At 38.4% G+C, this 13,858-nt stretch carries 17 protein-coding genes; 2 read left to right on the top strand and 15 right to left on the bottom strand.

The annotated features are described in order from the left end of the window. The 3 genes from RIB54_RS16395 to RIB54_RS16385 form a co-directional block, all read right to left on the bottom strand. On the bottom strand, positions 1–304 hold a 304-nt coding region (locus RIB54_RS16395; protein WP_350101896.1), incomplete at its 3' end, for a hypothetical protein. Between the two features lie 134 nt (positions 305–438). Next, positions 439–735: a hypothetical protein gene (locus RIB54_RS16390; protein WP_350101895.1), complete on the bottom strand. Its 297-nt coding sequence runs from the start codon at positions 733–735 to the stop codon at positions 439–441. A 291-nt stretch (positions 736–1,026) separates the two neighbouring features. Continuing rightward, a complete protein-coding gene (locus RIB54_RS16385) occupies positions 1,027–1,659 on the bottom strand; it encodes a hypothetical protein (RefSeq protein WP_350101894.1) in 633 nt (210 codons plus the stop codon). A gap of 148 nt (positions 1,660–1,807) precedes the next feature. Between RIB54_RS16385 and RIB54_RS16380 the strand changes: the two genes are divergently transcribed. Continuing rightward, the gene (locus RIB54_RS16380; protein WP_350101893.1) at positions 1,808–2,494 is read left to right on the top strand and encodes a spheroidene monooxygenase; all 687 of its coding nucleotides are present in this window, start codon (positions 1,808–1,810) and stop codon (positions 2,492–2,494) included. Here RIB54_RS16380 and RIB54_RS16375 read toward each other — a convergent pair. From RIB54_RS16375 to RIB54_RS16355, 5 genes are read right to left on the bottom strand one after another with little or no spacing between them, the layout of a single operon-like run. Further along, complete coding sequence (locus RIB54_RS16375) at positions 2,474–3,622, bottom strand: lycopene cyclase family protein (RefSeq protein ID WP_350101892.1); 1,149 nt, start codon at positions 3,620–3,622, stop codon at positions 2,474–2,476. The two genes, RIB54_RS16380 and RIB54_RS16375, sit on opposite strands and share 21 nt — an antisense overlap. Further along, positions 3,603–4,262 carry a carotenoid biosynthesis protein gene (locus tag RIB54_RS16370; RefSeq protein WP_350101891.1) on the bottom strand — a complete coding sequence of 220 codons (660 nt, stop codon included), beginning with the start codon at positions 4,260–4,262 and terminating at the stop codon, positions 3,603–3,605. The genes RIB54_RS16375 and RIB54_RS16370 overlap by 20 nt, the downstream gene beginning before the upstream one ends. Next, entirely contained in the window at positions 4,259–5,725 is a 1,467-nt protein-coding gene (crtD, locus tag RIB54_RS16365; protein WP_350101890.1) for a 1-hydroxycarotenoid 3,4-desaturase CrtD, read from the bottom strand. The genes RIB54_RS16370 and crtD overlap by 4 nt, the downstream gene beginning before the upstream one ends. A gap of 58 nt (positions 5,726–5,783) precedes the next feature. Next, positions 5,784–6,257: a sterol desaturase family protein gene (locus RIB54_RS16360; protein ID WP_350063271.1), complete on the bottom strand. Its 474-nt coding sequence runs from the start codon at positions 6,255–6,257 to the stop codon at positions 5,784–5,786. Beyond that, positions 6,258–6,719, bottom strand: a complete 462-nt coding sequence (locus RIB54_RS16355) for an SRPBCC family protein (RefSeq protein ID WP_350101889.1) — start codon at positions 6,717–6,719, stop codon at positions 6,258–6,260. It abuts the gene before it with no gap. A gap of 132 nt (positions 6,720–6,851) precedes the next feature. Between RIB54_RS16355 and RIB54_RS16350 the strand changes: the two genes are divergently transcribed. Further along, positions 6,852–7,307, top strand: coding sequence for a BP74-related protein (locus RIB54_RS16350; protein ID WP_350101888.1), 456 nt, complete (start codon positions 6,852–6,854; stop codon positions 7,305–7,307). 216 nt (positions 7,308–7,523) lie between these two features. Here the strand turns inward: RIB54_RS16350 and RIB54_RS16345 are convergent, their stop codons facing one another. Genes RIB54_RS16345 through RIB54_RS16315 form a run of 7 tightly spaced genes read right to left on the bottom strand, consistent with a single transcriptional unit; the run spans position 7,524 to position 13,836 of the window. After that, entirely contained in the window at positions 7,524–8,969 is a 1,446-nt protein-coding gene (locus RIB54_RS16345; RefSeq protein ID WP_350101887.1) for an SDR family oxidoreductase, read from the bottom strand. Further along, positions 8,966–10,270 carry a cryptochrome/photolyase family protein gene (locus RIB54_RS16340; RefSeq protein WP_350101886.1) on the bottom strand — a complete coding sequence of 435 codons (1,305 nt, stop codon included), beginning with the start codon at positions 10,268–10,270 and terminating at the stop codon, positions 8,966–8,968. Before RIB54_RS16340 ends, RIB54_RS16345 begins: the two co-directional genes overlap by 4 nt. Then, a complete protein-coding gene (locus tag RIB54_RS16335; RefSeq protein ID WP_350101884.1) occupies positions 10,263–10,436 on the bottom strand; it encodes a DUF6435 family protein in 174 nt (57 codons plus the stop codon). The genes RIB54_RS16340 and RIB54_RS16335 overlap by 8 nt, the downstream gene beginning before the upstream one ends. Before the next feature lie 44 nt (positions 10,437–10,480). Then, the gene (gene idi / locus RIB54_RS16330) at positions 10,481–11,005 is read right to left on the bottom strand and encodes an isopentenyl-diphosphate Delta-isomerase (protein ID WP_350101883.1); all 525 of its coding nucleotides are present in this window, start codon (positions 11,003–11,005) and stop codon (positions 10,481–10,483) included. A 2-nt stretch (positions 11,006–11,007) separates the two neighbouring features. Next, positions 11,008–11,844: a phytoene/squalene synthase family protein gene (locus RIB54_RS16325; protein ID WP_350063278.1), complete on the bottom strand. Its 837-nt coding sequence runs from the start codon at positions 11,842–11,844 to the stop codon at positions 11,008–11,010. Next, positions 11,844–13,322 (bottom strand): bifunctional phytoene desaturase/3,4-desaturase, encoded by a 1,479-nt coding sequence (crtID, locus tag RIB54_RS16320; RefSeq protein WP_350101881.1) that lies wholly within the window; start codon positions 13,320–13,322, stop codon positions 11,844–11,846. Before crtID ends, RIB54_RS16325 begins: the two co-directional genes overlap by 1 nt. A 7-nt stretch (positions 13,323–13,329) precedes the next feature. After that, the gene (locus RIB54_RS16315; protein ID WP_350101880.1) at positions 13,330–13,836 is read right to left on the bottom strand and encodes an RNA polymerase sigma factor; all 507 of its coding nucleotides are present in this window, start codon (positions 13,834–13,836) and stop codon (positions 13,330–13,332) included. Positions 13,837–13,858: the final 22 nt, after the last annotated feature.

Here is a 13,858-nt window from a genome sequence, read left to right as displayed (position 1 = left end):
CCATTAAGCCTCCCATTATGATGTAGATGAAAGCAATTTGATATTGTTCTTTTCCTTGCTTTTTGTTGCCTTCTGTTCGTAGCACATAAAAAACAATTGACATAATTAGAAAAAATCCACCAAATCCAAGAGTTAGTTCGGGAATAAAGTATTCAGGTGTTTGAATGTGAAAGAGTTCGTTGTTTTTGATTTCAAGTAAGTCGTTCGGGTAGTTAGTTAAGTAGATTAATACCTGAGATGAGGCTAGAAGGAGGTTCAAAGCCATCATAAAGTAGTTGTAGAAGTCTTGGGAAGTTTTAATCATGTAAATCTGCTATCTGACGTCACCCAGTGGTCTGTAACAATTGGCTAAGGGACATATGTCCCTTATATCTTTTATATCCGAATGTTAATCTAATGGATTTTTAATAAGATTCATAGCTTAAGCTATATCAGTAGCTAATTAACCACAGCCTCCCACAACAACCCAAAATACCCAAAAACGGACATCGCCAGTAATACTAGCACGGTTACAATCTTTAGGCATAGCAAAGCAGATAGCCCGAAGAACTTGGCATTCAGAAAGTGATAAATACTGAAAATATAAATAGGATAGGCTACTACCAGTATTACTGTAATAATGGTTGAGAGGTTTTCTGTTGAACCAGGTGCATCAAACATCATTACAGATGTGAAAAGCACCATAGGCCAGAATAAAAGCAGGAAGGCTGTTCCTATATTGATGAGTATTTTCATAGGGCAAAATTATACGCAAGCCCGAGTTATCCAAATTAACTTTCTAAAACAGCAAGAAGGATAACCTAAATAAAGTGGGTTCGATGTAATACGGGTTGTCTTGCCTGCCCTCCGTACAACTTCGGTAGGCGGGTCGGAAAAATCAGCTTTAATTTTTTTGTAAAGCTTATTTTATCCGGTAGCTCAAACGCATACTTGTGAGATTGCGGATATTTTTCTTCCATTTAAAAATGATTGGAAGAAAAATTCCGCAATGACGCTCTGGTTTAAGTATTTTGTATCGAACTCATGTTAAACAGGGTTTGTGCTGGCAGGTAGTCTGTACTTTTTCAACACAATCATACTCACCCATATCACCCAAATGGCATCTAGCACAAAAGTAATTTTCTGAAGAAAGGGAAGGTAATAGAACCCAATTTTGGTCTGAAAGCTTATAAAAACAATAATGCTCATGGCATAGCATGCATAAGCCAGTTGCTTGAGTCGTTTGCCCTGGTATTTGTATAATTCTATAAAGAAGGGTACCAGTGCTACAGTGCCAAATATTCCTGTGAGGGTTACTATTAAGTCATGATAAGGGGTATACATTAAAATAAACACCGTCATGGTAAACATGCCAAAGCCTCTCATGAGTTTAGTATTCCTGTTTTCAGCTTCAAATATTTCCGGTAAAATATAGAAGAATGAAATCATGGTGAAGCTCAATATCAAATGTGCTAAAATAGCCAAAGGCCTTGCCGGATTGATGACCCCATGAGCTGCAGTAGGATTCATCAAGTCGCAAAGAAAGTTATGAAAGTAACTATGTGAAGAAGCCGATGGTTCGTTTATTGACCCTCCAGGATATAGTGTAGTGGTGTAGGTGAATAAAATCAGGTAAAGCGCCATGCCCGCAATCGGGAAATAGGGAGTGTACTTTTTCATAGTTGTGCAGTTCTATAGTCAAACAGTATACCCGACAATAGGTTTGCTTTTCTATTTTTAAATTTCATTTGATCTAAACTCATCATTTGTCCATGATATTTAACATTACTTATCTAATAGTTGTTGTTTAGTTGTCTCTGACATTTCTATGAGTAATCAAATTACCACTATTACCTTTTTTAAATTTAATTCTTTTAGCTCCAAATTTTGGGCGCTGTCTCAAATGCAGTTTGCTCATAGATTTCTGGAAAAGGTAAATGGTCAATTGTTTTATAAGCTAATGGGTAGTGGTAGAGGTAATGGCTTTAGTATTTGGCCAGATTTCTCTGTTTATGCCCTGCTACAGGTTTGGGATACAGAAAAATCAGCTGATGAATTTTTCGAAACAGCTAAGATTATTAAAGATTATCAACGCAGATCAGAAAAAAAATATACGATATTTTGTAGAAGCATATCTTCCCATGGTTTTTGGAATGAACAAAATCCATTTGTGCAAAACCCAGAGTTGGACGATGATGTGTCTCCAATATTGGTATTAACCCGAGCGACTATAAAGTGGAGGCACCTGTACAAGTTCTGGAAATATGTGCCTACTTCATACCTTCCTTTGAAGGGAAATAGTGGGCTTGTATATTCAAAGGGGGTGGGAGAATGGCCTATGGTGCAAATGGCTACCATCAGCCAATGGAAAAATTCTGAAGCGATGAAGCAGTTTGCTTATCAAAGCAAAGAGCACCGGACAGCAATAAAAATGACGAAGGAAGTGAAATGGTATAAAGAAGAACTGTTTGCAAGGTTTAAGCCATTTAAAACCTTAGGAGAAAATATTTTTTAGTAAGGCTTTGATAAAAGGAGCTTTCTGAAACTTATTAATGATTCTAATTTCTTCGACTATACTAGTTTGCTCATCAAGAAATGAAAGAATGGAACTGATATCGTTCTTTTTATACATGTCACTAAAAATGGACTCGCCTAAATAGTTTTGATCATTCAGTACTTTAAGAAAAATCGAATCATAAAATAAGAATCGTTTGTTAATAATGTTAGAAGATGGTTTAATCCCCTTTTTGATGTTATCAACTACTTTAAGGCTCGATCTTTCAGCATTTTTAAATGAGTATCCGGATGAAGGCTTAACCCAACCTCCGGCAGTTCCTATTTTGGTTATTTGATCAGTATTATGTTTGTGAAAAGGGTAATTACTCATAGGGATTACGCCCTTTTCAACATCTTTAATTGTATACTTTTTTACACCTAATATTTCTTCTACATAGTTTTTAAGCATTTTGTCATAGTCCTCCTCATTGGCTAAAGTTTTAGAAAAGAAGGTGTATTCCAATAGTGCGCTCGTTTTTGATGTGGGAAGCACATACATAAAACTAGTTGTAGAAGGCCATTTAACACTGAAGTCCATCATGGTGAATGATGAATCATCAAACTGGTCTTCATTTGTCTCTATAATCCAACCTTTAAAATGCTGTAATAGTCTGGTATAATTGTCTTTGTAGGAATAAAAATCCTGACTAATGCGGCTATCAAATATATGCTTGGCCAAAAACACATTTCCGCTAGTTTCAATGGTTACATTTTCTTGACACTTAATGCTTTCAACTTCATCAGTAATTATCTCAAAAATATCAGTTTGATTAATTTCCCGTTTAGCGTGATTATAAAAATCCAATGCTTGAACCATTTTGTAGTTGTATGGCGCAAATGAAATATCAAGCTTCTCAAATGAATTTATAAACTGGCAATTTCTCCAAGTTTTGGTGGTTATATCATCCCATTTGCCGTCACCTTTTTCCCAAAAGCACCAGGTTTTATCATTAACGTCTTTCTTGCTTTTATCTATTAAAAGTATTTTTTTATCATCAAAGTAGGGGTCTTGCTTCATGGCCAGAGCGAGATGTAAGCCCGCTGCACCGGTACCAATTATTGCAAAATCATATACTATAGAAGCCATAGAAATATATAAAGAAGATCAGTTGCGCGCCATAAAGATGTAAAGAAATGGCAAGATCACCAGTGATCTTTGAAATTTGAAAGATGAATTGAAGCAATAAAGCCACACCAAACCAGGCGATATAATTTTGTAGCGGAGCATAACCAATATCCCAAATCCAAAAATCAAAAATAGGAGCAGAGGTCTCCATGAAAAAGTCAAGAAAGACCATTAATACTGCGCCAGTAGTGGCCCTGGTTACTATTCTACTGCTAATGTGGTTACTAATTACTCCTGTAATAAGCACTAAAATTGACCAATTAACCCCAATCATTAGCGGTATACCGTCCAGTTTGAAGCCCAAATTATTGCCATAATGATAGTCACCGAATAATATGCCATAATGAACTCCAATCCATTCTGCTATAAAACCACCTGCAAACAAAATGAACCCTATGAACCAATACCTGATTTGTTTGATTGGGTAGTAGATAATGAGGGAAATGAACATTAATGTCAGGGTGATAGGGGTTTTTGAGATAAACCAATCTTTAAAGCCCAGTGTAACACCAATTACCGCTGTAATATGAAAAACCCATAGAATAATAATTACAATGGGTTTAAGATTTTTTTGGAGAAATTCGATCAACAATCGTTTCATGATTTAGCACACAATTCAGCTGTTATTTTTGCAGACAATAAGCAAAGGGGAATTCCTCCGCCAGGGTGCACTGAACCACCACAGAAGAATAGATTTTTATAAGAAGATGAAAAGTTGGCATGACGAAGAAAGGCTGAAAATTTCGAATTACTTGAGGTGCCATAGAGCGACCCGCGATGTGAACTGGTTTTAGTCTCTATGGTTATAGGATCTAATATTTCTTCACTCTCTATGAAATGCTCAATGTTAGTATTCAGTATCTTATTGATTTTGTTAATGATACCAATGCGTGCCCGTGTAATTAAACCTGACCAGTCTTGACCGAAGTTTCCCGGAGCATTGATCATCACAAACCAATTTTCACATCCTTCAGGTGCATCACTCGGGTCTTCTTTACTTGTTATGTTGATATACACTGTTAAGTCATTTGCAAGGTCTTTTTCATCGAATATCTTCTTAAATTCTTCATTGTAATTATTTGAAAACAAGATATTGTGGAGGTCTAATTCTTGGAATTTTCTTTTTATACCCCAGTAGAAGATAATAGCTGAACTCGATCGCTCTTGCTGCAATATTTTCTTTGGCTGTTTTTTTTCTTTTAACAACTGCTGGTAAGTGCTGAAAACATCCATATTTGAAATGACCAGTTCTGCTCTGTAATCACCCTTTTTTGTAGTGACGCCTACCGCCATGTTATTTTTAATATTGATCGATGTGACTGGTTCTTCAAATTGAAAATTAATACCAACATCTTTAGCAAGCTTGTAAAGACTTTGAGAGATTTCATGCATACCACCTTTAGGGTAAAAGGTGCCATAATGCATTTCCAGGTGCGGTATCATCGACATTATGCCGGGAGTCTTATAGGGTGAGGACCCGTTATAGGTTGCGTACCGGTTAAAGAGTTGACGCAGATGAGGGTCATCAAAATATTGGCTATTCACATCATCTAAGCTCTTGTTAATATGAAGCTTATAAGCCTGAACTAATGATTTGATAGTATTAAATGAAAGGTATGTATCCCATTTATGCAATGACTTTTTGAGAAACACATTTTCTGTCAAGTCATATTTTTCTTTATTCCTTGACAGGTAGTTTTTCAATGCATTCTCATCAGTATCAAATTCAGCTGAAGCTTTTTTAATAAAAACTTGCTGGTCTGCCGGTGCTGAAAATTTTTTCCCATCATCCCAAAAATAATTGCAGACCACTTCTTTTTTAGAATAGTCAAAATAGTCTTTGGGATTCTTATTATGAAGCGTAAAAAGTTCGTCTACCAAATGCGGCATGGTAAAAAGAGATGGCCCCATATCGTATCGGTACCCATTACTCTTAAATGCGTGGAGTTTGCCACCAGCATAGCTATTGGCCTCAAAAACACTTACATCGTACCCTTTCTTATTTAGCCGCAGGGCAGTGGCAATGCCCGCGATGCCTGAGCCTATAACAATTGCCTTTTTCATATGCTATCTTCAGCCAAAATAACCGCAAGAAGGCAGATATGTTTAAGACAATTTTGAACTATTCAGCAGTAGAACCTAATTTTCTTTTTTCGAATTTTTTGGGCGCATAGAGAAACCCAAATGCTTCACCATCTTCTTTAGATCTTTTTACATGGTGGATATAATGGGCATGGATCATTCTGTTGAGATAATGACTTCTTTTTTTAGGTCTCCACTTTATTCTTTGATGCACAATAACATCATGAAATATAAAATAGAAAAGGCCATATAAAAAGATGCCTATGCCCATAGCAGTAAGGTAAGGATTAATACCAAGCGAAAAGTATAACAGTAAAATACTGGGAATACTAAACACTAAAGCAAAAAGATCATTGCGCTCTAACGTATGGTCATGCGCCTTGTGGTGCGACTTATGCCATGTCCATAAAAAACCATGCATGATGTATTTGTGGGTAAACCAAGCCACACCTTCCATAAACAGGAAAGTGCCTATGGTTATTAATGCACAAAGAAGAATAGTTATTAAATCCATTTATTTTCCAAATCTAGCTTCTAACACACTAAATCTATGATCAAAGATACCCTTTACCTTTTTTCCTACAAAGAGCCAGTTGGCCAGTTGGCCTAATATCCCTAACGGAATGGCATAATTTACTTCGTCTTCCATTTCCACACCACCTTCTACAGCTTTAAACCTGTGCTGATGGTGCCATAAAGCATAAGGACCGAAACGCTGTTCGTCCACAAAATAATGAGGCTCATTGACATGGGTGATTTCAGTAGTCCACGAAACCGGAATGCCTGGTACTGGCTGTAGCTTGTAGGTTATCACCTGACCAGGATACATTTTCTCACCACCAGATATGTAGCGGATATCGAACTTCATGTGTGCAGGAGTGATGTCCTTTAAGTTCTTCGGTGAAGAGAAGAATTCCCAGGCTTCTTCTATAGAAATCGGCAAAAACTGCTTGACCGTTAGGTTGTATATTTTCATTGATTTAGTAACAAACAAAATGACCTAAGGTTTGATGCAGGGTAAAAAAATATCACTCAAATTGACATTAACTTCCAACCTATATTAAATGACCAGTGTCATTAGAAGTGAACAAATAAAAATGAAAGAAGGATGAGGAAATTTTGGTTTATAGGAGTGAGTTTAATGGTTCTGTTTCTTAGTTGTTCTGAGGATGATGAGCCTAAGCAGGATTTAGATAGCGACCTTAGATATTTCAGGTTTAGTGCGTGTGATCACACTGATGACCCACGGAATGAAAGTTTTATTGCGGCTACTTCTGACCCTGTGGTTATTAAGCAGTGTACGGATCAGTTGGCATTGTCTGCAGAAGAGAGAACATTATTTCCTTTGGGTAAAATAGCCGCTGGTAGTGGGGGCTATAATTTTAATGGTAATCATGAATTTAATTGGCATTTTATAGAAGATGAATGGGAACTAGTGGAAATGGGAATTGAAATTTATGATGGTTGTCCGTACTCTGAGGCTGAGCTGTTGGATTATGTAGGCACAGTTGGTGGCTATGGGGGTTGGGGCAATAGAATTGAGGCGGAGGTTGTGTTTGATTAGATGTTCTGGATTAGGATTGTCATGCCTGCCCTCCGTACAACTTCTGGAGGCGGGCCGGAAAATTAAGGTTTACATTTTAAAAACCTTTATTTATCCGGTATCTAGATAATATTTATATGAGATTACGGACAATTTTCTTCATTTTGAAAAAGGGAATGAAGAAAATTTCCGCAGTGACGTGATGAATGGATCATATAATTCGAACTTATATTGACCTTAGTATTTAATAATATTCTTGGCCATCATAGGGAAGATAAGAAAATGAAAAGGTAGCACCAGATACCAATACAATCTGCCCCATAAGCCTAGTGGCCTGAAGGTAGCTTTTTGATGCAGGACGTTTTGCCCGTCCTGCTCTTTTATTTTAAACTCAAGCCATGCTTCACCGGGCAGTTTCATTTCTGCATAGAGCAATAGCCTGTTTTCTTTTTCATCTGCCAACAGCACCCGCCAGAAATCAAGCGAGTCACCTGCTTTCAGATCACTAGGGCTTCTTCTTCCACGTCTTAGTCCAACACCACCTACCATCAGATCCATAAATCCACGAATCTTCCACATCCAGTTGCCATAGTACCACCCACGGTCACCGCCAATTTCCCAGATGTTTTTACGTACTTCTGGTATCGCTCTGGTAAAAGCCACATTTCTGACATCATGGAAGCAGCCATGATTGGGCACATCTATAAAGTCGAGAAAGTTATTTTGTATAGTGTCATTCACCACCGCATCTTTCCAGCTGGAGATCACATTTTTCTGACTGATCTTACTAAAGGCCATGTCCAGTGCTTCACTATAGCTGTAAAGCTTCAAAGGAATAATCGAGGTGATGTCACCCTCTTTTACTACCACATCATTTTTCATGCTGTCTACCAGGTTACGACCCAACGTGTATGAAGTGGAGGTCACGAAATATAACCATAAGGAGGACAGTTTTGGGGAAAGCACTGGCACCGAAATGATAAACCTTCTCAATTTTCTCGACTTGGCATATTGAAGCAACATCTGTTTATAAGTGAGAATATCAGGCCCTCCAATGTCAAAGGTTTTGCCAAAGGTCTTTTCATTGTTCAATACTGCAGCCAGGTATTCGATCACATTTCTCACCGCCAGTGGCTGACATTTGCTCTTTAGCCATTTTGGGGCAACCATAACTGGAAGTTTCTCTACCAAATCCCTGATGATCTCAAAAGAGGCACTGCCGGAACCAATAATAATGGCTGCTCTTAACACAGTGACGGGTACACCTGAGCTTTTCAGTACCGATTCCACATCTTTGCGGGACTGAAGATGCTCTGACAGTTCATCATCATTGGAGATGCCACTGAGGTATATGATCTGTTTGGCTTTTGTTTTACCAATAAGGTCAGCAAAACTCTGGGCTGTAACTTGCTCTATGTCAGAGAATTTGGAATAGGAATTGGATAATGAATGCACCATGTAGTAAGCTGCATCTATATCCAGCTCAATGTCTTTCAGCGTTTCCGGCATTGACAGATCGCCTTCAATAACTGCTACATGACTGAGGAAATCGGTATCAAAATCATCCCAATCGAACCTGCGTTTGTCTCTGACCAAACAAATAACATGATGTCCTGCCTGTACTAATATTGGCAACAGCCTTCGGCCAATATAACCTGTTGAGCCTGTGAGTAAGATTCTCATGCCCCTAGTGCTTGTTTGAATGTATCGAGACAGCGTTCACGGGCAAATTTATGATCTACAATAGGTTTTGGATAGGAGAGTTCCTGAAACTCAGGCACCCACTTTTTAATGTATTGTAATTCAGGGTCAAACTTTTTGGTTTGCGACTCAGGGTTGAATATCCTGAAATAGGGTTGTGCGTCTGTACCTGTTCCGGCTGCCCATTGCCAGCCGCCATTATTACTAGCGAGTTCAAAGTCAAGAAGCTTCTTTGCGAAATAAGCCTCACCCCAACGCCAGTCTATAAGCAGGTGCTTGGTCAAAAAACTAGCCACAATCATTCGCACCCTGTTGTGCATATGGCCGGTAGTATTAAGCTCACGCATGCCGGCATCTACAATAGGATATCCGGTTTTACCCTGACACCATGCTTCAAATTCCTCTTCATTATTCCGCCATTCCACATGATCATATTTTGAGCGAAAGTTATTGTCAACCACTTTAGGAAAGTGAAAAAGTATCATCTGGTAAAACTCACGCCATATCAGTTCATTGAGAAAAGTCTCATTTTTAGCCATGGCCATCTGCGCTACTTTTCTGATGCTGACCGTACCAAACCTTAAATGAACACCCAATCGGGAAGTGCCGTTGATGGCTGGGTAGTCCCTGGTTTCACCGTACTTGCTGATTAAAGCTTCATCTAAATCGTTTGGCGGAATTTCAATAGTTGATCGTTTAAAACCCAGTGCCTCTAATGTTGGAACATCAGCTGTCAGTTGATGGAAATTGTCATAACCCATAATGCTGGAAGCAATATGAAAGGGGTGCTCTTGCAGCCTTTTCTTCCATACTTTACTGTAGGGTGTAAATACTACATACGGACTTCCATCTTCTTTTACCACTTCCTTCTTCTCAAAGATTACATGGTCTTTATAGGTGTTGAAAGGGATGTTTTTAGCATTCAAAAACTCGTAAATGGCTTTGTCCCGGCTTCTGGCATAAGGTTCATAATCCCTGTTGGTAAAAACTTCCCCTATATCAAAAGTTTCAGTTAGCTCAGTCCATATTTTTTTTGGGTCGCCACGGTAGACCTTGACAGCACTTTTTTTGGAGTGTAATTGCTTGTTGATAGCAGTGAGCTGATCATGAATGAAGGTGACCCGGGCGTCATGCTTGTCATCCAGATCATCAAGAATATTGCTATCAAATATAAAAATGGGTAATACTGGCCTGTCACTTTTTAAGGCCACGTTGAGACCAGTGTTATCTTCAAGACGTAAATCCCGTCTAAACCAAAATATATTGACTTTGGGTTTACTCACTGGCTTTTAAAGTTTCTATTTCTTTTTCCAGATTCTCAATTTCTTCCATTTTAGAAGCATATAACTTTAAGTCCCCGGAGCGCTGGATGTGCATAGCCTTTTCCAAAAGAGCTGACTTCTTCTTTTGTAATTTTTTTATCGGATCTGATTTGAGAAATGAAAACATAGTCTGAGGGTTTTATTACCTATAACAACTATGCCGTGAATAAGTTATGACTCAACTTCAAGCATCATTTTACTCTGAAGATTTTCCATAATCTGCTTAAACCAAAAGGTGTAATCATCAGGGTTTTGCTGTATGTCCAGCATTAAAGATTTGACATTGACATATTTAAAATCTTCAACCTCTTCAGGGTTCAGCATAGGCTTTTGATCCGTAGTGCAGGTAAGCACATGGTCATATTCAAATTCTGTAAGATTATTGTCAAGCTCGGCTTTATAAATGAATTTGTATAGGAATTCAGGATTTGCGTCAATGCCAATTTCTTCTTTTAATCTGCGTTTAGCAGCCTCTTCGCTTGACTCTCCCATTTGCTGGTGACTGCAACAGGCGTTGGTCCATAAGCCGCCTGAATGATACTTGTCAGAGGCTCTTTTTTGAATAAGCATTTCGCCTTTGGAATTATAAACCAACACAGAGAAAGCACGGTGAAGTATACCATTGTGATGGGCTTCCATTTTATCAAGAACCCCCAACACTTCATCTTTTGAGTTTACCAGAATTACTTCACTCATAATTAAATGATATTAAGGCGGTGTTTCAAATATGTGTAAAATAAAATAGAAAATTTCACCTGATTAGGTATCCTGATCCTTTTATTCAGCACACTGGATGATGGTGTTCTTCTTATTTTATTGAACAGGGCATAATAATATACATAAGCCAAATAAACACCAAATCTTGATGATTTTGGAAGTTTTTTAATACCCTCCAATCCCATACTAAAGTCTTCCTGAATGTCTTTCTCTATTTCCAGCTTTTCCTTTTCATCAAAGTTGTTCAGTTCAACACCCGGGAAGTAAGTTCTGCCCATTTCTACATAATCGGCATTCAGGTCCCTAAGGAAATTGATCTTCTGAAAGGCAGACCCCAGCTTCATGGCATAAGGCTTTAACCTTTCATATTGGGCTAATTCGCCATTACAAAAAACCTTGAGGCACATCAGCCCTACAACCTCTGCCGAACCTAAAATATACTCCTCATATTTTGATTGATTGTACTGTGTTTTGGTAAGGTCCATCTCCATACTGTATAGAAACTTTTCTATCAGGTCGAGGTCAATGTTATATCGATTAACAGTGTGCTGAAAGCTATTGAGAATGGGATTCAGACTTATTTTTTCATCTATAGCTTTATAAGTATCTGCTTTGAACCTGTCAAGTAAATCTTGCTTATCATAGTCATGAAAAGTGTCCACTATTTCATCAGCAAAGCGCACAAAACCATAGATGGAGCAAATAGGGTCACGCAAAGGTTTTTCAAGGCACTTAATCCCCAATGAGAATGAGGTGCTGTAAGAGGTAGTTACATACCGACTACATTTAAGAGATACTTTGTCAAATAGTTCCTTCATCAGTTGTTTTTAATGTCTTTGAGAATTTCCCTTGCAGTCACCTGACCCGAAATCAGGGAAGGGGGAACACCCGGCCCTGGAACAGTAAGCTGACCTGTATAATACAAATTATTAACCTTTTTGTTTACAATGGAAGGTTTTAAAATGGCAGTTTGATTAAGTGTGTTGGCCAAACCGTAAGCATTGCCTTTGTAGCTGTTGTAATCTTTTATAAAATCCTGATGGGCATAGCTGCGCTTATACACCACATTTTCCTTGATTTTTTCCCCGGTAAGCGTCTCCATTCTTGCCATTACCATATCGAAATATTTTTCCCTGTCCGAATCGTTATCTTCAAGATTGGTGGCCACCGGAATAAGAATAAAAACATTCTCCATACCCTCAGGAGCAGCATCAGCATCAGTCTTTGAAGTACAGCTCACATAGAATAGGGGTTTAGACGGCCATTTCGGGTTATCATAAATTTCCTTGGCATGATCATCAAATGACTCATCAAAGAACAGGTTATGATGTCTCAAATTTTCGATTTTCTTATTTAGCCCAACATAAAAAATGAGACTAGATGGGGCCAGCTTGCGGCTGTCCCAATATTGCTCATCGTACATACGATATTTTTCTTCCAGCAGATGTTGCTCCACATGATGATAATCCGCCCCACCAACAACATAATCAAAGGCCTCGAAATTACCATTGACCACAATGCCAGTAGCTTTTTTGTTTTCCACAGTTATCTGCTCAACAGTCTGCGAGGTTTTAAATTTAACACCCTGCTCAAGGGCCACTTTTTCCATGGCCTCTACAATCTTGTGCATGCCGCCTTCAGGGTACCATGTGCCAAGGCAGATATCTGCATAGTTCATTAAGCTGTAAAGCGCAGGTGTCTCCTGAGGCTTAGCACCAAGAAACAAAACCGGAAATTCCAGAAGTTGAACCAACCGACTGTCTTTAAAATGCTTTCTTATATAAGAAGAAATGGACTTGAACACATGGAGCTTAAAAACTCCAAGCATTAGTCGTTTGTCTATAAATTCTGTGATGGATCTTCCAGGTTTGTAAACCAGGTCATTAATCCCTACCTCGTACTTATAGGCGGCTTCTTCTAAAAATTGCTTCAGGTAAGCACTGCTACCTTTTTCTATTTCTTCAAAAAGGGCATAAAATGCAGATAAGTCTGCAGGTATGTCCACACCTTTCTTATCTTCAAAATATACCTTGTAAGAGGGATCAAGCCTTTTAAGCTTGTAGAAATCTTCTACTTTGTGACCAAATGCTTTAAAGTATCCTTCGAAAACATCTGGCATCCAGTACCAGCTAGGCCCCATATCAAAGGTGAAACCTTCTGCAGAAAACTTGCGTGCTCTACCACCGACTGTATCGTTCTTCTCAAAAACTGTTACATCGCATCCTCCTTTGGCCAGAAAACTTGCGGCTGACATGCCTGCAAATCCAGAACCGATGACTGCTATCTTTTTTACCATAAATCGCTTATTGGGAATAAGCTACTAACTTTTTTTGGATTTCTTTTCGCGCATGGAAAATCCTGTTCTTTACAGTACCAATAGGAATATTAAGTTGTTCTGCAATTTCATGGTATTTAAAACCTTCAGTATGCATTTCAAACGGAGTCAATAAATCCTCTTTTATTTCATGCACGCACTTCTGAATGTCCTTATACTCATAGCTTCCATCAGGAGTGTTGAATGTATAGTCGTCTGCCACATTAAGGAAATACAACTCCTTGGTATCATCATGGCTTGTTTTATTGCGCTGAACCTTTCTATAGTTATTGATAAAGGTATTGCGCATGATGGTGAAGAGCCATCCTTTAAGGTTCGTATTTTGTCTGAACTTATCGCGGTAAGTCAGGGCTTTCAATACGGTGTCCTGCACCAGATCCTCAGACTCCATTTTGTCACTTGTAAATTTTTTTGTGAACAGCTCCAACGTGCTTGTAAGTGAAGCTATTTGGTGGTTGAATTCTAATGCAGTCATAATGTTTAATGTTTATTTAAAA

Source organism: Fulvivirga sp. (genome assembly GCF_040218215.1).
GTDB lineage: Bacteria > Bacteroidota > Bacteroidia > Cytophagales > Cyclobacteriaceae > Fulvivirga.
Note: the sequence above shows the minus strand (reverse complement) of the source record. Positions and strands in the feature narration are given on the sequence as shown.

What these genes read in the sequence shown, in the direction of transcription:
- RIB54_RS16390 (WP_350101895.1), bottom strand. Translation starts at nt 735, where the DNA reads ATGAAAATACTCATCAATATAGGAACAGCCTTCCTGCTTTTATTCTGG.
- RIB54_RS16385 (WP_350101894.1), bottom strand. Translation starts at nt 1,659, where the DNA reads ATGAAAAAGTACACTCCCTATTTCCCGATTGCGGGCATGGCGCTTTAC.
- RIB54_RS16380 (WP_350101893.1), top strand. Translation starts at nt 1,808, where the DNA reads ATGAGTAATCAAATTACCACTATTACCTTTTTTAAATTTAATTCTTTT.
- RIB54_RS16375 (WP_350101892.1), bottom strand. Translation starts at nt 3,622, where the DNA reads ATGGCTTCTATAGTATATGATTTTGCAATAATTGGTACCGGTGCAGCG.
- RIB54_RS16370 (WP_350101891.1), bottom strand. Translation starts at nt 4,262, where the DNA reads ATGAAACGATTGTTGATCGAATTTCTCCAAAAAAATCTTAAACCCATT.
- crtD (WP_350101890.1), bottom strand. Translation starts at nt 5,725, where the DNA reads ATGAAAAAGGCAATTGTTATAGGCTCAGGCATCGCGGGCATTGCCACT.
- RIB54_RS16360 (WP_350063271.1), bottom strand. Translation starts at nt 6,257, where the DNA reads ATGGATTTAATAACTATTCTTCTTTGTGCATTAATAACCATAGGCACT.
- RIB54_RS16355 (WP_350101889.1), bottom strand. Translation starts at nt 6,719, where the DNA reads ATGAAAATATACAACCTAACGGTCAAGCAGTTTTTGCCGATTTCTATA.
- RIB54_RS16350 (WP_350101888.1), top strand. Translation starts at nt 6,852, where the DNA reads ATGAGGAAATTTTGGTTTATAGGAGTGAGTTTAATGGTTCTGTTTCTT.
- RIB54_RS16345 (WP_350101887.1), bottom strand. Translation starts at nt 8,969, where the DNA reads ATGAGAATCTTACTCACAGGCTCAACAGGTTATATTGGCCGAAGGCTG.
- RIB54_RS16335 (WP_350101884.1), bottom strand. Translation starts at nt 10,436, where the DNA reads ATGTTTTCATTTCTCAAATCAGATCCGATAAAAAAATTACAAAAGAAG.
- idi (WP_350101883.1), bottom strand. Translation starts at nt 11,005, where the DNA reads ATGAGTGAAGTAATTCTGGTAAACTCAAAAGATGAAGTGTTGGGGGTT.
- RIB54_RS16325 (WP_350063278.1), bottom strand. Translation starts at nt 11,844, where the DNA reads ATGAAGGAACTATTTGACAAAGTATCTCTTAAATGTAGTCGGTATGTA.
- crtID (WP_350101881.1), bottom strand. Translation starts at nt 13,322, where the DNA reads ATGGTAAAAAAGATAGCAGTCATCGGTTCTGGATTTGCAGGCATGTCA.
- RIB54_RS16315 (WP_350101880.1), bottom strand. Translation starts at nt 13,836, where the DNA reads ATGACTGCATTAGAATTCAACCACCAAATAGCTTCACTTACAAGCACG.